Origin of the sequence: Mannheimia kashgarensis (assembly GCF_041807705.1) — a bacterium.
Classification (GTDB): Bacteria; Pseudomonadota; Gammaproteobacteria; order Enterobacterales; family Pasteurellaceae; genus Mannheimia.
In genome coordinates, this window is sequence record NZ_JBGTYY010000009.1 from 32,970 (window position 1) to 49,352 (window position 16,383).

General features: G+C 40.5%; 15 protein-coding genes and 2 pseudogenes. 10 read left to right on the top strand and 7 right to left on the bottom strand.

From position 1 onward, the window contains the following. On the bottom strand, positions 1 to 1,542 hold the full coding sequence (locus ACERCF_RS05715) for a YjjI family glycine radical enzyme (RefSeq protein WP_373624939.1): 1,542 nt from the start codon (positions 1,540 to 1,542) through the stop codon (positions 1 to 3). A 224-nt stretch (positions 1,543 to 1,766) separates the two neighbouring features. Here ACERCF_RS05715 and ACERCF_RS05720 point away from each other — a divergent pair, with 224 nt between their 5' ends. The 4 genes from ACERCF_RS05720 (at position 1,767) to ACERCF_RS05735 (ending at position 6,375) form a co-directional block, all read left to right on the top strand. After that, a complete protein-coding gene (locus ACERCF_RS05720) occupies positions 1,767 to 2,600 on the top strand; it encodes an alpha/beta hydrolase (protein WP_373610182.1) in 834 nt (277 codons plus the stop codon). A gap of 29 nt (positions 2,601 to 2,629) precedes the next feature. Next, on the top strand, positions 2,630 to 3,724 hold the full coding sequence (locus tag ACERCF_RS05725; protein WP_373624940.1) for a CdaR family transcriptional regulator: 1,095 nt from the start codon (positions 2,630 to 2,632) through the stop codon (positions 3,722 to 3,724). A 122-nt stretch (positions 3,725 to 3,846) separates the two neighbouring features. Beyond that, entirely contained in the window at positions 3,847 to 5,226 is a 1,380-nt protein-coding gene (locus tag ACERCF_RS05730) for a GntP family permease (protein WP_373610180.1), read from the top strand. 9 nt (positions 5,227 to 5,235) lie between these two features. Next, complete coding sequence (locus tag ACERCF_RS05735) at positions 5,236 to 6,375, top strand: glycerate kinase (RefSeq protein WP_373624941.1); 1,140 nt, start codon at positions 5,236 to 5,238, stop codon at positions 6,373 to 6,375. Positions 6,376 to 6,445: 70 nt separating this feature from the next. Here the strand turns inward: ACERCF_RS05735 and ACERCF_RS05740 are convergent, their stop codons facing one another. From ACERCF_RS05740 to ACERCF_RS05760, 5 genes and pseudogenes are all read right to left on the bottom strand, one after another. Then, complete coding sequence (locus ACERCF_RS05740; protein ID WP_373624942.1) at positions 6,446 to 7,126, bottom strand: 3-keto-L-gulonate-6-phosphate decarboxylase UlaD; 681 nt, start codon at positions 7,124 to 7,126, stop codon at positions 6,446 to 6,448. Between the two features lie 38 nt (positions 7,127 to 7,164). Continuing rightward, entirely contained in the window at positions 7,165 to 7,635 is a 471-nt protein-coding gene (locus ACERCF_RS05745) for a PTS sugar transporter subunit IIA (RefSeq protein WP_373624943.1), read from the bottom strand. Positions 7,636 to 7,653: 18 nt separating this feature from the next. Beyond that, entirely contained in the window at positions 7,654 to 7,770 is a 117-nt protein-coding gene (locus ACERCF_RS05750; protein ID WP_373610287.1) for a Ser/Thr protein phosphatase, read from the bottom strand. Positions 7,771 to 7,855: 85 nt separating this feature from the next. After that, positions 7,856 to 8,122: pseudogene (locus ACERCF_RS05755) on the bottom strand (bifunctional metallophosphatase/5'-nucleotidase); the annotation flags it as partial. Between the two features lie 62 nt (positions 8,123 to 8,184). Then, positions 8,185 to 9,984 carry a PTS ascorbate-specific subunit IIBC gene (locus ACERCF_RS05760; RefSeq protein ID WP_373624944.1) on the bottom strand — a complete coding sequence of 600 codons (1,800 nt, stop codon included), beginning with the start codon at positions 9,982 to 9,984 and terminating at the stop codon, positions 8,185 to 8,187. A 361-nt stretch (positions 9,985 to 10,345) separates the two neighbouring features. Between ACERCF_RS05760 and ulaG the strand changes: the two genes are divergently transcribed. The 6 genes and pseudogenes from ulaG to ACERCF_RS05790 all read left to right on the top strand — a co-directional run bounded on the left by ulaG (position 10,346) and on the right by ACERCF_RS05790 (position 15,528). Then, on the top strand, positions 10,346 to 11,437 hold the full coding sequence (gene ulaG / locus ACERCF_RS05765; RefSeq protein WP_159628895.1) for an L-ascorbate 6-phosphate lactonase: 1,092 nt from the start codon (positions 10,346 to 10,348) through the stop codon (positions 11,435 to 11,437). Positions 11,438 to 11,521: 84 nt separating this feature from the next. After that, the gene (gene ulaR / locus ACERCF_RS05770; protein ID WP_373624945.1) at positions 11,522 to 12,265 is read left to right on the top strand and encodes an HTH-type transcriptional regulator UlaR; all 744 of its coding nucleotides are present in this window, start codon (positions 11,522 to 11,524) and stop codon (positions 12,263 to 12,265) included. 239 nt (positions 12,266 to 12,504) lie between these two features. Then, a complete protein-coding gene (locus ACERCF_RS05775) occupies positions 12,505 to 13,365 on the top strand; it encodes an L-ribulose-5-phosphate 3-epimerase (RefSeq protein ID WP_373610174.1) in 861 nt (286 codons plus the stop codon). Continuing rightward, the gene (locus ACERCF_RS05780) at positions 13,362 to 14,081 is read left to right on the top strand and encodes an L-ribulose-5-phosphate 4-epimerase (RefSeq protein WP_373624946.1); all 720 of its coding nucleotides are present in this window, start codon (positions 13,362 to 13,364) and stop codon (positions 14,079 to 14,081) included. The genes ACERCF_RS05775 and ACERCF_RS05780 overlap by 4 nt, the downstream gene beginning before the upstream one ends. Positions 14,082 to 14,218: 137 nt before the next feature. Then, a pseudogene (locus tag ACERCF_RS05785) lies at positions 14,219 to 14,870 on the top strand (amino acid ABC transporter permease). After that, positions 14,860 to 15,528: an amino acid ABC transporter permease gene (locus tag ACERCF_RS05790; protein WP_373624947.1), complete on the top strand. Its 669-nt coding sequence runs from the start codon at positions 14,860 to 14,862 to the stop codon at positions 15,526 to 15,528. The pseudogene ACERCF_RS05785 and the gene ACERCF_RS05790 overlap by 11 nt, the downstream one beginning before the upstream one ends. Here the strand turns inward: ACERCF_RS05790 and ACERCF_RS05795 are convergent, their stop codons facing one another. Beyond that, positions 15,529 to 16,290, bottom strand: a complete 762-nt coding sequence (locus ACERCF_RS05795; RefSeq protein WP_373610170.1) for a DeoR family transcriptional regulator — start codon at positions 16,288 to 16,290, stop codon at positions 15,529 to 15,531. Between the last annotated feature and the right edge of the window lie 93 nt (positions 16,291 to 16,383).

Consider the following 16,383-nt stretch of genomic DNA (forward strand, 5'->3'; position numbering starts at 1 on the left):
TTATGCCGCATTCACGTTTTCTTCATCACGAAGCTGACGATCGAACACCTTAGCACAATCGTCCGTTCCTGCGCCATACCAAGTGGTATCACGCAATACGGCTTCGCCCTTGCGATAGCGTTCTACCTCGCTTTTCTTCACTAAATAGCCCGTTACTCGAATTAAATCGGTATTTTTCAAATAAGTGGTAATGTAGCGATAACCTTGTTCAAATGAACCATCAATAATATCCACCACAGCATCTAAATGGTCGGTGTAGGTTTGGTCAAACGCAAACAGATCGCCCGTACCCGATGGGAAATATTTATGGAAAGGCGCAGATTGTTTTAAATGTGCCAATAGTGTTGGCTCTTGCCCAACACGAATGCGGTGAGCTGGCGTATTAAGTTTATCTTCTTCGTGGTTGCTTGCCCCAACTTGAGCGTGCAATAAATAGTGATCGTTGGTACGTTCTGCATATACGCCTTTGTGAGCATCATTCACTTCTTGGAGTTTATCCATAATCAAGGTAGCAATTTCATCACCACGCTTGCTTTGCCCAAAGGTCTCGTTTAGGCCTTCTTGTGCTAATAAATGATTGACTGCATCAGCAAGCCCTACAATCGCAAACATTCCCGTGAAATTTGTGCGTTTAATAAAGCCTTCGTGTACTAAGAAACTACTTTCAAAGAAATTACTTTCTTCCACTAAGAATTTATGGCGTTTGTCCATTGTCGAAAGGGCTAATTTCGCTACTTTTGGCAATAGTTCATTCACCATTTCATCAACGCTTGCACAAGCACGCCCTATAGTACCTAAACGTAAACGGGTTAAGGTGTAAGCTCCGCCGCATTCTGGTAAGGCGTTATAACAGCTCGCAATGCCGTATTCATCGCCTAAATCTTGGCGGTAGTAGGCATCATTAGCGAAAGAGGGTTTAGAAACCAGCAAGCAGGCTTTCGCTGCAAGTTCGGCAAATTCACGAGAGGTTTTGGTTTTATCATAACGAATGGTCATATTCGGGGTGGTATTTTCAAGCTCAATCACCGCTTTTAAGATTAAGCGACCAGCTTTGGTGTCATAAGGCCCGATATTGGTGTGGCAGAATGAGTCTGAAATGGTTTTATCGATATGATTTAAGAAACGTTTGATTTTGATGTAATCTTGTTCTTCATCGGTAATAAACGGATCTAACAATTCATCTAAACGCCCGATATAAACAGGGAAAGTGGTAATTGATGGAACGTGTGAGTAGATAATTAATAAGCCATCTAGGGCTTCATCAAGATTAGTTGGTGGCGGTAAGTCTAAGAATTTACAACCCTTTTGAATATAAACATTGTAATCAGGCAGAATATAGCGAGGACGGTAAATTGCATAACCTTCGTTCAAATCGCAAATCATCTGATTGTTAATATAGGCCCATTCTTCTTCGGTGTAACCAAGTAATTCGACAGGGTTAAATAACCGCTCAGCAATGTTGCCTAAGCTCATCAACTTTTGTTGATAAGTTAAGTTTTTTGCTTTTACTACATCAAGAATATCTTGTAATGAAGCCTGCATAGCCTTCTCCTTTATGTAAAATATCGGGGAGAATTTTACCCAAGCCTAGCTAAAATTACTGTGATTTAGATCACAGTTTGTCTTAATATATCCAAAAAGAATAAGGCAAACGATTGCTTGGATTTGCAAAAAATTCACTTTTTATGACCGCTTGTTTCTCACCATAAAATTAAGATGTAAAATAACATTATGACAACATTTAATATCAAAAAGGAATAAATATAATGGCACATAAACATTTCAATCATCACTATCTGGAAATGCAGGAACATTTTTTATATGTGCCATATTTACACCATCATCGCCGTATTCGTGTATTGTTGCCGAAAGATTATCATCAAGAAAAATGGGAACATTATCCCGTGTTATATATGCACGATGGACAGAATGTGTTTTACAGCAAAGAGTCTTACTCCGGTCATTCGTGGAAAATTATCCCAACTATTAAATCGCAGCAAGAATTGCCGAAAATGATTATTGTCGGTATTGATAATGCGGGCAAAGATCGTTTAGATGAATACGGCCCTTGGAAAACAACTACAGGTTCTACTCCAGAAACCAAAAACGCAGGTGGTTTAGGTGGAGAATATGCAAAATGGGTAGTGGAAAGTGTGAAGCCGTTTATTGATGTTCATTACCGTACCAAACCACAGCGAGAACATACCCTGCTTGCAGGTAGCTCAATGGGGGGCATTATCACTGCTTATATGGGAAGTGCTTACCCTCACATTTTCGGGCATTTAGGCGTGTTCTCGCTTGCCTCTTGGTTTAGCGAGCCCGATTTTCTACGATTTACGCACCAGCACCCAATCCAACCAAACACTAAAGTGTTTATTCAAGTTGGCACAAATGAAGGCGATGAAATTGATTCACACTTTATCTCTAATATGAATCAAACCTACATTGACTGCTCATTAAACTATTATCAGTCGTTAATTCGGATTGGTGTTCCTTTGGATAACATTTGCCTACGCATTATGGCAAACGAAATCCACCACGAAATGCATTGGGCGGATCATTTTGTGGAGTTTTTGCATTTCTCGCTGTTAAAACGCTAACTAGGCGGTGCTGAACAACAGGATAAAATATGAAACTCAACCGAGCCATTGCCGACCGCATTGTCAGACGCACAATGCAGATTATTCCCAATTCCGTCAATGTGATGGACAGCGAGGGTGTGATTATTGCCTCTGGTGATGCTACTCGCATCGGGCAACGGCACACGGGGGCGGTGTTGGTGTTACGCCAAGATCAAGCGGTCGAAATTGATGAAAATCTTGCAAAACAGTGGCACTACGAGGCAAAAGCAGGCATTAATTTACCATTGCACTATCTCGGCTCTACGGTGGGTGTGGTTGGCATTTCAGGCGAGCCTGCCCAGATCCGCCAATATGCTCAATTAGTCAAAATGGCGGCCGAGCTGATTATGCAGCAAGCTTTTGAGTTAGAGCAGGAACGCTGGCAGCGGCGTTATCGTGAAGAGTTTGTGCGGGCGTTGCTCAACGGCACATTAAGTACGGCAGAAATTCACGAACAAGCGGTCTTTTTTGAGCAAGATTTTGCAAAACCGCTCTCGGTTATACTAATTAAAGTGAATACGCCAACAGCTGAGAAATTACAACACTTGATAGATTTCTTTGAGCATCATTTCCCCACCTTGCTCACAGCGGTAATTAGTTTAGATAAAATCGCCTTACTGAATAATTTATCGAATGATAAATCGCTCATTCGCAATGCGTTAAATAAACTGGCTGACCCCGATATTTCCTTTAAAACGGTGGTTGGGTTGGCGGTTGAGAATTTATCGCAAACCAACATTTCATATCAAACCGCTCGCCACACCCTCAACTATGCTGAGCAGATCCAAAGCCGTAAGCGGATTATCCATTTTGAAGATTTCAAACTGCCTGCTTTGTTACATAGCTTTAGCCACTCTTGGGAGGCAAAAACCTTACTTGTTCCGTTCCAAGCATTGCTGGCTTCAGATAAAAAACAGGTGTTGTTAAAGAGCCTTCGCCATTATTTTTTTGCAAATTGTGATCTGGATCACGCTGCCCAAAAATTGTTTATCCACTCAAATACCCTTCGTTATCGGCTAGAGAAGATTGAGCAGATTACTGGCTTATCTTTCAATAACATAGAGCAAAAATTTGTGCTTTACCTCGGTGCAGTTTTAGCGTAAAAATTGTAGAAAAATACAAAACAAGCGATCATTTTTAACAATTTCTTTGCAATTTTATATAAAGATTTTTACCCGCATATCGCCAATAATGAGTCGATTATTCTACAACGAGGAGACTGATTATGTCTGGTATTGCACTTATTCTGACCTTTGTGGTGGCAATCATCATTATGATCTATATGATTGCTAAACTGAAAGTTCACCCTTTCTTAGCGTTAATGTCGATTTCATTGGCGTTAGCTCTTCTAGCTGGCTTACCGCTGGCGAAAATTCCGTCTATTATAGGCGAGGGGTTTAGTAACACCTTCAAAAGTATCGGTATCGTCATCATCTTTGGGGCGATTATTGGTACGATTTTGGAAAAAACAGGGGCAGCTCTGAAACTGGCTGATATGGTGGTAAAAGTGGTAGGGCAAAAACGCCCTGAACTTGCGATGCTGATTATGGGCTGGGTGGTTGGTATCCCTGTCTTCTGCGATAGCGGTTTTGTGGTGTTAAACCCAATCCGTGAAGCGATTCGTAAAAAAATCTTGGCAAATCCGGTTGGAATGGCAGTTGCACTGAGTGCCGGTTTATATGCTGCTCACGTTTTTATTCCTCCGACACCCGGTCCGATTGCAGCTGCGGGTGCAGTAGGATTAAGCAATAACTTATTATTGGTTATCGGAATGGGCGTTGTGGTCTCTATTCCTGTACTGATTGCCAGCTACTTCTTCGCTAAATACATTGGCAAGCAAGTGAGCATTGCCGAAGAAGCGGAAGCGGACAAAGTCATCAGCCAAAGTTATGAAGATTTACTCAAACACTACGGCAAATTACCGAGTGGCTTTTTAAGCCTTGCCCCGATTTTTGTGCCGATTATCTTAATGGCATTAGGTTCTATCGCAAAAATTGCAGGGGTAAGTGGCGATTTTGGCACATTCTTACAGTTTGTCGGAAATCCGATTATTGCTCTTGCAGTGGGTGTGGTGTTTGCTATTTTCCTACTCGCGTCAAGCGGTAAAATGGCAGAGTTTGACAGCTTAACTAACGACACCTTGAAATTAGTCGGCCCAATCCTGTTCATTACCGCCGCAGGTGGGGTGTTAGGTAGTGTGATTACGCAAGCAGGCTTTGTGGATTACATCAAACAAAATGCTCATATTATCAGCACCGCAGGGATTTTCTTCCCGTTCTTGATTTCAGCCATTTTGAAAACCGCACAGGGCAGCTCAACGGTGGCGATTATCACAACAGCGTCTATTATGGGAATGTTCAACGCCCCAGACTCGCTAATGAATGCCTTAGGTTTAACCAGCGAAATGGCAGCAGCTCTAACTGTGATGGCAATTGCCGCAGGTTCAATGTGTGTTTCCCACGCTAACGACAGCTACTACTGGGTGGTAACGAACTTTACCAAACTCACACCACAGCAAGGCTATCGTACCCAAACTACGCTAACCTTTATTATGGGCGTGGTGGGTATTCTGACTGTGTATCTTCTCTCATTAGTATTGTTGTAAGGAAGTATGATGAAGATTGTAATTGCTCCCGATTCATTTAAAGAGAGCCTGACCGCCTTAGAGGTGGCTCAGGCAATTCAAACGGGCTTTTCCCGCATTTTTCCGAATGCTGAATATGAACTTGTGCCAATGGCAGACGGCGGCGAAGGCTCGGTGCAATCGCTGATTGATGCGACTCAAGGTAATTTGCAAAAAATCAGCGTAAAAGCACCGCTTGCAAACCAAGTGGAAGCCTTTTTCGGGCTGTCGGGCGATAAAAAAACCGCCTTTATTGAAATGGCGGCGGCAAGTGGTTTACATCTTGTGCCGAACGACGAACGAAATCCGCTGATTACTACTAGCTATGGCACAGGCGAGCTGATTAAAGCTGCACTCGATTTTGGCGTGGAAAAAATCATTCTCGGCATTGGTGGCAGTGCCACTAATGATGGCGGGGTAGGAATGCTGCAAGCCTTAGGTGCAAGATTCCGAAATGCACAGCAGCAAGAAATCGGTTTTGGCGGCAAAGCGTTAAGCCAAATTCAGCAGATTGATTTAAGCGATTTAGATAAACGCTTATCGCAAGTCGCTTTTGAAGTGGCGTGCGATGTGGATAATCCATTATGTGGTGAGCGAGGGGCTTCCGCCATTTTCGGACCGCAGAAAGGAGCAACACCTGAGATGGTCAAAACCTTAGATAATGCCCTCCGCCATTTCGCCAAACAAGCTCAAGTCCAGCTTGGTGTGAATATAGCCGATACCGCAGGGGCAGGGGCGGCTGGTGGAATGGGTGGCGGTTTACTGTTGTTGCCAAATGTCACGTTGCGTTCGGGTGTGAAAATTATTATTGAAGCCACCCAGCTTGCCAGCAAAGTGGCGAGTGCCGATTTAGTGATTACAGGTGAAGGCAGAATGGACGCTCAATCCATCGCAGGCAAAACACCTGTTGGCGTAGCGAAAACGGCTAAACAGTTTAACAAACCTGTGATTGCGATTGTTGGCTGTTTACGGGAAGATTACCCTGTGGTTTACCAACACGGCATTGATGCGGTATTTCCGATTATCCGCCAGCTCAATAGCTTGGAAGAGACGTTGAAACTTGGTAAAGAAAACTTGATTTCAACCGCAGAAAATGTGGCAAGATTATGGAAAATGGCAAGAGCTAAATAAAGCTATTTTCAACGCATAAAAAATTGAGTTCTAATGGACAGTTAGAACTCAATTTCTTTTTTAGGGCTATTTAGCTCCAATATTTATCGATCTCTGCACGAATAGCTTCAGCAGTTTGTTTGCCTTTTTCACCCACTAAAGCACGGCCTGCAATAAAGGCTTTGGCATTTTTGATCTCTTTAAACAGATGAATATCTTCTGGCACAATACCGCCTGTGATAGACACTTCGATGCCTAAATCAGAAAGCTGTTTCATTAATTCAATGTCTTCTGCCGTCCAGCCTTTACCTGCTAATTCCGCATCACGAGAACGGTGGTAAATCGCTTGGGTAACACCTAATTCCACCCACTCTTTCGCATCTTTTTCAACCGTCCAGTTACCGTAGATTTCAATTTGGATCTCTTTTTTCACTTTAAGCTCTGGGTGAGCCGCATTGAACTCATCAGCCACTTTTTTACAAGCTGCTTTGGTTGCTGGGTGAGCTGCCGCTGAAACGGTTAGCCAATCCGCACCTGCTTCAAACGCCATTTTGGCTAAAATTGCGCCGCCGTCTGTAGTTTTTAAATCACACACAATGATGTGATTCGGGTGTAATGCACGCAAGGTAGAAATCGCTTTCATACCTTCAGCAAAAGCAAGAATTGTGCCGCATTCGATAATTTCAACAAGATTTTCAGCTTGTTTTGCATCAGCAACGGCTTTTTCTAAACTCAGTGAATCTAATGCGATTTGTAGTAAAGGTTTTGACATATTAATATTCCTCTGTGGATTTTAAAATTCGTTAATTCTTAGCCGTTCAATACGTTATCAATCATCGCATAAACATCATCAGCATTTTTGCAGGCTAACACTTTTTCTAAATTTACCCCTGTTTCGCTCTCTTCATCGTCTAAAACTTGAGTAATTTCCATTAAGCCTTGCATATGGCGGTCTGAATCACTCCCTGCAAGTGTGAATAACACCGAAACAGGCTCATCTTCGCCATCAAAATAAATAGGCTCGGCTAAAGTGACTAACGCAAAAGATGTTTTAATGACCCCTTCTTCTGGACGAGCGTGTGGCATTGCCAAACCCGGAGCAAGAATGATGTAAGGCCCCATTTCTTCAACTTTGCTGATAATGTTATCGTAGTAACGTGTTTCAATCGCACCTGATTTCTCAAGTAAATCTGTGCCTAGTTTAATGGCTTCTTTCCAGTTTTCTGCTTTTTGATTAAGAAGAATCGAATTGTTTTCAATAAGAGATTGTTTTAAGTTCATAGAATGTCCTTTAATACTTTAATTCAAACCAATAATTGCCCAGCGGTGATGTGAGTTACCCTCAATCTTTCCGCCTTTAACATTGCTAATATAATCAATCAGCATATTTTGGATTGTGCCTTTTTCAGATCCCATTGCCACTTTCGATTCCCACAGGGTTGGGATTGTTTGGCCTTCCCAGACACCGCCTTTTTTGATGAGCTTCTTTGGCACGATCTAAGGTTTTGGCAAACTCTTCGACTTGGTTATCTTGAATCGCATCGCCAATATCAAACAGCAACACATTTTTGTGGTTTGCCCGCACCTCTTTCACATAGGTGGAAATTTGCGAGAATGAGCCGGATTTGTCCTCCACATCGGCTCCGTAGCTCCACGGCACAATCCGACCGTGAACATCGGAAGTCCCGAGCAGTTTTATGTTTACCTCTTTGGCAACCGCCACGCTGACTGCTGAAAGAATAAAAATTGTAGAGAGAAGTTTCTTCATTCGATGCTTCCTATATTTATTAGATAAGTTGATATAGGGGCAACAACTGCTCCTAGTTATCCTTATTTTGCCTGATGTTTGTTGATTAATTCAACTAATTCATCGCCGAATGAATTTGGGTTTAACATATTTTGTACGCCTAATACTGATTTACCTTCTGGCACGTCAATTTCATTGGCTAAGTGCTTGCTAGATACAATAATATCTACTTCACTTAATTTGCCTTTGTAATCGGTTACGGCACAGGAATCCATAATATTAGGAATACCACGTTTGTCTAAGTAGCCTTTGATCTTCATTTTCATCATCATTGATGAGCCTTGACCTGAACCACATACAGCAAGAATACGAACCGGATTTGCAGAATTTTCAGTATTTTCGACCGCTTGTTGAACCACGCTTTCTGCTTTTGGCTCTTCTGCTTTTACATCATCTAAGCCGTATCCATCTAATTGCTCAAGGGTTAAGCCTTTTGCTGCCGCTTCCGCTTCTTCCGCACGAAGTTGTTTAGATGCAAAGAACATATACACTAATGAAGCTGCTACAATTACAAAGAAGAAGCCCGGAATACTCACAATACCTTGTAAGATTGGTGGGAAGAACAATGCCCAATCAGCCATACCCATCCAGCCGTTAAAGGTTGTGCCTTGGCTCGCTAACATTTGGATAACCCAAGCTGAACCTAGCACTTCAATGATCCCCATCACAAAACAGATTTTCATCACCGCTTTCCAACCACCGAATTGGTTTGCAAATACACCAATGGTTGCGTTAGAGAAGAACATTGGGATAAAGCCCGGAATGATTAACACAGGAGAACCAACCGCAAGCAAGCCGCCCACAGCCACAAACTGACCGATAGCACCCCACATAAAGCCGAATACCATCGCATTTGGCGAGAATGCGTAAATTGCCGCACAGTCGATCGCTAATACAGAGTTTGGAATTAAGCGTTCTGCGATACCTTTGAAGGCTTCGGAAAGTTCAGCAACGAACATACGCACACCGGTTACAATAATTTGAATTGCGACCGCAAATTTCAAGCCCATTTCAAGAATGTACATAAACCAGTTAGTTTTGCCCGCAAGCTCTTTTAAGTTATCTAAACCGAATGAAAGTAAGATGATTCCAAAGAAGATGGTCATTACTAATGCGGTGGCAGAAATACTGTCGTGGAAAATATTCAGCCAGTTAGGGAGCTTCATTTTATCCACAGTGTCGTTTTTATCACCGAGTTTTGGCGCCAGTTTGACCGCAATCCAAGAGGCAATTTGTTGTTGGTGACCGATTGAGAAACCTGCACCACCGGTTACCGCTTGGGTTGGCTTATACATAATGTTGGAAGAAATCCCCCAGTAAAGAGCCATTAACACAGAGGTGTAAATAACCGTTTCCCAAAATGAAGCACCGATAATCATATAGAATACCGCTACCAAACCTGCTTGTTGGAACATAATATGCCCTGTTAGCATAATGGTGCGGATACCCGTTAAACGGCGGAAGACAACGAATAAGATATTTAGTAATAGCGCTCCAATTACCGCATAGCCAACCCAAGCATAATTTTCACCCATTGTTTGAATGGTGGATTGCATACTGGTGTAAGGGTCAATTACCGCCCCGGCAAGTTGATGATATTTTGCCAAGCCATCAATTACAGGCTTAAAGTTTGTTACAAGGAATCCTGAACCTGCTTGCACGATCATAAAACCAACGATGGTTTTAATCGTACCTTTTAGAATAGTAGATGTATCTTTTTTTAGTAGGATATAGCCTAAGCAAGCCACAATACCTAATAAGAAAGGTGCTTTATTTAACACCTGATCCTTTAAGAAAAGGAGAATTTCAGTTAAAAAATCCATAATTTAGCCTCTTTTTGAGAGATTTGAATTTGAGGGAAATATAGCCTATTAAAGGCAGCGACAAAATGATAAACGCTCTAATTAGATTAAAAAAGATTATTTCTTATTATTTGTGAACAAGATCACATTTTATTTTTATTCATTATGATTATTTAATTTTATATCCTAAAGAGTAAATAAATACATTAACAATTAAAAAAACAAATAAATAACAAATAGCTAAATTAATATCTACAAAAATAAATACTAAAATTAGACTTAGATCACATTTTTTAAAAAAAGTAGTTGGCTATTTTTGTGTGATTATATATGATTATTTGTGATTAAATTATTCTTTAAATGAACAAAACAGGAGTTCACAATGAGCAAAATTCAAGAAATCACCCGTGAAAGCTGGATTCTTTCAACTTTTCCTGAGTGGGGGACTTGGTTAAACGAAGAAATTGAAGAAGAAGTTGTGCCAGAAGGCAATTTCGCAATGTGGTGGTTAGGTTGTGTGGGCGTTTGGATCAAAACCCCTGCTGGTGCAAACATTTGTATGGACTTGTGGTGTGGTCGTGGTAAATCGACCAAGAAAGTAAAAGATATGGTGCGAGGGCATCAAATGGCGAATATGGCAGGTGTTCGCAAACTACAACCAAATTTAAGAGCTCAACCAATGGTATTAGATCCGTTTGCGATTAACGAAGTGGATTTCATTCTTGCCTCTCACTACCATTCAGATCATATTGATGTAAACGTAGCCGCAGCTATTTGCAATAATCCTAACTTAGATCACGTTAAATTTGTTGGCCCTTGGCATTGTGCGGAATTATGGAAAAAATGGGGTGTGCCGGAAGAGCGCATTATTGTGGTGAAACCGGGCGATGTGGTGAAGTTAAAAGACGTAGAAATTCACGCACTGGATTCTTTCGACCGTACTTGTTTAGTGACTTTACCTGTTGAAGGTGCTGAAGAACGTGGTGGCGAATTAGCAGGTCTTTGCCCATCTGATGAAGAAATGGGACATAAAGCGGTAAACTATGTGTTCAAAACACCAGGGGGTAATATTTATCACGGTGCGGACTCTCACTACTCAATCCAATTTGCTAAACACGGTAAACAATTCGATATTGATGTTGCATTAAACAACTATGGCGAAAACCCTGTTGGTATTGCCGACAAAATGACTTCAATTGATTTATTGCGTATGGCAGAATGCTTACGTTGTAAAGTTATCATTCCTGTTCACCACGATATTTGGACAAACTTTATGGCAAGCACGCAAGAAATTATTGATTTATGGCGTATGCGTAAAGACCGCTTACAATACAAATTCCACCCATTCATTTGGGAAGTAGGCGGCAAATATGTTTACCCTCGTGATAAAGATTTAATTGAATATCATCACCCTCGTGGTTTCGATGATTGCTTTGAGCAAGAACCAAATATTCAGTTTAAATCAATGCTATAATGATAACTTAGAGGTGAATTTAATTCGCCTCTATCTTTAGGGTTCATTACAACTTACAATAGCAATGAAAACAAGGAAGGAATAATGAACGAAAGCTACAGACATAAAGAATTATTAACACTGTTAGGCGAACGGAAAGTCCTTTCAACTGCTGATATTATGCAGTTGCTAAATATTTCGCCTGCCACCGCACGTCGAGACATCAGTAAATTAAATGAGCAAGGCAAATTAAAAAAAGTACGAAATGGGGCGGAAGCCATTTTTTCGCCATCAAATAAAGAACTTAAAAAAACCAACAATGCGGAAGAAAAGCAACGTATTGCCGAAGCCGCTGGGCGTTTATGTAAAGATGGGGAAAGTTTAATCCTAACTTGCGGCTCTACAATGGAAATGCTCGGCAATGTGCTGTGTGGGCAAAAATTGCAAATTATTACCAATTATTTACCGCTTGCAAATCAGCTGATTGAAGGCTCTCACGATGATGTAGTGATTATGGGTGGGCAATATAATAAAAATAAAAAAGTAATGCTCTCACTCAACACACAAAATGAACTCAGCTATGCCGCAACTACAATGTTTACCAGCGGTAAAGGGCTAACCACCGAAGGTTTATTTAAAACCGATATGATCATTGCCAACGCTGAACAACAAATGGCAAAGCACGCTGAACGCTATGTTGTGTTACTCGATAGTACCAAACTGGGCAAAAAAGTCGGTATGTTATTTAAAGAATTCAATAAAATTGATTTATTGATTACAGGCAAAGAAGCTGATCCAACCATTATTCAGGAATTGAAAGCGAAAGGATTAGAGATTATTTTGGCGTAATGGCGTTACATCAAATCTCCCCCTCCCCTCTTTTCTAAAGAGGGGTGACCCATCGGAGTAAATTTAAAGTTCATCTGGGCTTTTTTAAGCTAAATAATAAAAGATGAATAGAAATTTTATGGAGATCAGCTCCTCTCTTTAGCAAAGAGGGGTTAGGAGAGATTTGGCAGAAGTAATTTACGCTCATACTCAATTTTAATATCATATCAAATAAACAAAATATTATTTCAAGGAAAATTATGAGAAAACACAAACTCGGTATTTACGAAAAAGCCTTGCCAAAAAATATTTCATGGCAAGATAGACTTTCCATCGCCAAAGCCTGCGGTTTTGACTTTGTTGAAATCTCTATTGATGAAACAGACGAACGCTTAGCTCGTTTAGATTGGAGCAAAAAAGAGCGTGCGAAATTAGTTAAAACCATCATCAATACTGGTGTAACTATTCCATCAATGTGCTTATCAGGGCATCGCCGTTTCCCATTCGGTTCTCGTGATGAAGCTACTCGCCAAAAAGCCTATGAAATTATGGAAAAAGCAATTCAGTTAGCGGTGGATCTCGGTATTCGCACCATTCAGTTAGCAGGCTATGACGTTTATTATGAAGAGCAGGACGAAGGCACAATCCAACGCTTCCAAGAAGGCTTAGAATGGGCTGTAGAACTTGCAGCAAGCAACCAAGTAACCATTGCGGTGGAGATTATGGATACCAAGTTTATGAGTTCTATCTCTCGTTGGAAAAAATGGGATGATATTATCAAATCCCCTTGGTTTACCGTTTATCCTGATTTAGGCAATCTTTCTGCGTGGAATGATAACGTAGCGGAAGAACTTAAATTAGGAATGGATAAGATCTCAGCAATCCACTTAAAAGATACTTATAAAGTAACAGAAACCTGCAAAGGGCAATTCCGTGATGTGCCATTTGGTGATGGCTGTGTAGATTTTGCTGCTTGCTTTAAAACGCTGGCTGAATTAAATTATCGTGGTGCATTTTTAATCGAAATGTGGACAGAAAAAGCAGAAGAGCCAATTGCGGAGATTATTAACGCTCGCCGTTGGATTGAACAAAAAATGAAAGAAGGAGGCTTCACGCTATGACTCAATTAGCTGAATTAACACCAGCATTACAAGCATTAAGAGAACGTGTTTTAAAAGCGAATTTGGAATTACCAAAACACGGTTTAGTCACTTTCACTTGGGGTAATGTAAGTGAAATCGACCGTGAAACAGGCATTGTTGCCATCAAACCATCAGGCGTGGACTATGATGAAATGACGGTGGAAGATATTGTACTGGTTGATTTACAAGGCAACTGTGTATATGGTGATAAAAAGCCATCTTCTGATACTGAAACTCACTTAGAGCTTTATCGTGAATTTAAAGATATTGGCGGCGTGGTGCATACGCATTCACGCAATGCGGTGGGCTGGGCTCAAGCAGGTAAAGATATTTTAGCACTCGGCACAACACAAGGCGATTATTTCTATGGTGCTATTCCTTGCACGCGTAAAATGACTCCTGAAGAAATTGCGGGTGGATATGAGTTAGAAACAGGGCGTGTAATTGTAGAAACTTTCCGCACTCGTGGCATTGAGCCGATGTCTATTCCGGGCGTGTTAGTCCATTCGCACGGTCCATTCTCTTGGGGTAAAAACGGACACGATGCGGTACATAATTCAGTAGTAATGGAAGAAGTTGCCTATATGAATTTTATCAGCCATCAAATTCGTCCTGATATTCAGCCAATGCAACAAGAGTTGTTAGATAAGCACTATCTGCGTAAACACGGTAAAAACGCTTACTACGGGCAATAATTCAAACGAAAAAGTCAGCACAGCAATGTGCTGACTTTTTTATAACTAATTTCTATAAAAAAGTATTTCTAATTCTTTCCCTTTTTATTTTACCTCTCGCACAATAGCCATTATTATCCCAAAAATGTTTATGCGATATGAACTGCACTTATATTTATAACAGTATTCCCAAATTTTTAGATGCAGCTTGGCTTACCTTGCAACTCTCCTTTTGGGGAATTTCTCTTTCTCTCTTTTTCGGGTTGATTATTGCCGTTATTACCACTTACAAAATAAGACCGCTTGATAGTATTGCAAAAGGTTATATAGAGCTTTCGCGTAACACGCCTTTGCTTATTCAACTCTTTTTTCTTTACTACGGCTTACCGAAAATCGGGATTAAGTGGGACGGTTTCACCTGTGGTGTGATTGCGTTAGTTTTTCTAGGTTCTAGCTATATGGCAGAAAGCCTACGAGCAGGTTTACAAGCTATTCCGAAAGGGCAGATGGAAGCGGCAAAATCCATCGGCTTAAAGCCCTACCAAATCTTCCGATATATGATTTTCCCACAAGGTTTCAATTCCTGCCGTTGGGGCAAATATACTCTTTTTAATTAAAGAAACCTCTGTTATTAGTGCTATCGCTGTAGCGGAATTATTATTTGTAACTAAAGACATTACCAGAATGGATTACAAAACCAACGAAGCGTTATTTATGCTATTCATTGCTTATTTAATTATTTTGCTACCAATATCGCTTTTAGTCCGTCATTTTGAAAACAGAGTAAGGAAGGCAAAATATGGGGTTTGATTGGTTATGGGAAGGGCAAAATACCGCTCGATTGGCTCAAGGGCTATGGCTCACGGCTAAAATCTCTTTTATATCCGTTGCACTATCGCTCATTTTCGGCACATTATTTGGCTTGATTATGCGTTCAAATAGCCTGATTGTACGCGGATTTGCTCGTTTTTACCTCGAAACAATACGCATTGTGCCAATCTTAGTTTGGCTCTTTATGCTTTATTTTGGACTATCAACTTGGTTAGATATTCACATTAGCGGTGTTTGGGTTTGTATCTGGGTATTTACCTTATGGGGAACAGCTGAAATGGGCGATTTAGTACGAGAGGCTTTAGCTTCAATCGAAAAACACCAAATCGAATCCGCCAAAGCAATCGGCTTAACTCGTATGCAGATTTTCCGCTACATTGAGTTACCGCAAGGCACTCGCCGACTACTGCCAAGTGCGATTAATCTCTTTACTCGAATGATTAAAACCAGCTCACTCGCTGCACTCATTGGGGTGATTGAAGTGGTAAAAGTAGGGCAACAGATTATTGAAAACTCACTACTAACCAGCCCGAATGCTTCTTTTTTTGTCTATGGGCTCATTTTCGTGCTTTATTTCTTAATTTGCTACCCACTTTCATTATTGGCGAATAAATTAGAACATAGGTGGGAGAGTTAATTACTGTGCAATATTTAGTTTAACGTCAAGCCCTTTAAGAGCATCTTGCACATTTTCAAACAAGCCGTTATCGCAAATAATTTGATCAAATACGGTTAAAGGGCAAACAAAAAAAGTAGCCACTTTGCCGTATTTTGATGAATCAGTTACTAAAATATTTTCTTTTGATGATTGTAATATCGCCTTTTTTACAGGAATTTTATTTTCATTTGGCGTTGTTAAACCTTTCAAGCTCCAAGATGAAGTTGAAATAAAGGCAATATCAATAGAAAGGTTTTTAAGAAACTCCGCGGCAAGAGAGCCTGTTGTTGAAAAATTTTCTTTACAAACACTCCCACCTATATGGATTAAATCACATTTTCCTGCATTACTAAGATAATGAGCGATTACAAAGTCATTTGTAATAACCAGTAGATCTTTTCTCTCTGCAATTTGATGAGCAATTTCTAAGGTTGTTGTTCCTGCATCAAGATACACCGTAGTATGGTTTGAAATCAACTTTGCTGCTAAAGTACCAATGGCGGATTTTTCATCGTGAAATAAACTTGATTTATCAATATGTGGTAACTCAGCCGCTAATCGCTCAACAGATTGAGCCCCACCTGAAACCAATGAAATTCTGCCTTCATCTTCAAGTTTTTGAATATCACGGCGGATAGTCATATGCGACACATTTAACTTATCTGCCAAAAATTGAATGCTAGCCACCCCATTATTATTAATAAATTGCAATATCTTTTGTTGTCGTTCGATAGGAATCATTTTTTCGCCTAATTTTAGTTGTTGTAACAAATTATATCAGATTTAGCTCCCAAACTTAAAATAACAAAATTTAACATTAATTGTTAATATTTG

Excerpts from the sequence above, each read along its gene's own strand:
- ACERCF_RS05775 (WP_373610174.1), top strand. The coding sequence starts at position 12,505 with ATGAGAAAACACAAACTCGGTATTTACGAAAAAGCCTTGCCAAAAAAT.
- ACERCF_RS05780 (WP_373624946.1), top strand. The coding sequence starts at position 13,362 with ATGACTCAATTAGCTGAATTAACACCAGCATTACAAGCATTAAGAGAA.
- ACERCF_RS05735 (WP_373624941.1), top strand. The coding sequence starts at position 5,236 with ATGAAGATTGTAATTGCTCCCGATTCATTTAAAGAGAGCCTGACCGCC.
- ulaG (WP_159628895.1), top strand. The coding sequence starts at position 10,346 with ATGAGCAAAATTCAAGAAATCACCCGTGAAAGCTGGATTCTTTCAACT.
- ACERCF_RS05745 (WP_373624943.1), bottom strand. The coding sequence starts at position 7,635 with ATGAACTTAAAACAATCTCTTATTGAAAACAATTCGATTCTTCTTAAT.
- ACERCF_RS05790 (WP_373624947.1), top strand. The coding sequence starts at position 14,860 with ATGGGGTTTGATTGGTTATGGGAAGGGCAAAATACCGCTCGATTGGCT.
- ACERCF_RS05715 (WP_373624939.1), bottom strand. The coding sequence starts at position 1,542 with ATGCAGGCTTCATTACAAGATATTCTTGATGTAGTAAAAGCAAAAAAC.
- ACERCF_RS05740 (WP_373624942.1), bottom strand. The coding sequence starts at position 7,126 with ATGTCAAAACCTTTACTACAAATCGCATTAGATTCACTGAGTTTAGAA.
- ACERCF_RS05795 (WP_373610170.1), bottom strand. The coding sequence starts at position 16,290 with ATGATTCCTATCGAACGACAACAAAAGATATTGCAATTTATTAATAAT.
- ACERCF_RS05750 (WP_373610287.1), bottom strand. The coding sequence starts at position 7,770 with ATGGGATCTGAAAAAGGCACAATCCAAAATATGCTGATTGATTATATT.
- ulaR (WP_373624945.1), top strand. The coding sequence starts at position 11,522 with ATGAACGAAAGCTACAGACATAAAGAATTATTAACACTGTTAGGCGAA.
- ACERCF_RS05720 (WP_373610182.1), top strand. The coding sequence starts at position 1,767 with ATGGCACATAAACATTTCAATCATCACTATCTGGAAATGCAGGAACAT.
- ACERCF_RS05725 (WP_373624940.1), top strand. The coding sequence starts at position 2,630 with ATGAAACTCAACCGAGCCATTGCCGACCGCATTGTCAGACGCACAATG.
- ACERCF_RS05760 (WP_373624944.1), bottom strand. The coding sequence starts at position 9,984 with ATGGATTTTTTAACTGAAATTCTCCTTTTCTTAAAGGATCAGGTGTTA.
- ACERCF_RS05730 (WP_373610180.1), top strand. The coding sequence starts at position 3,847 with ATGTCTGGTATTGCACTTATTCTGACCTTTGTGGTGGCAATCATCATT.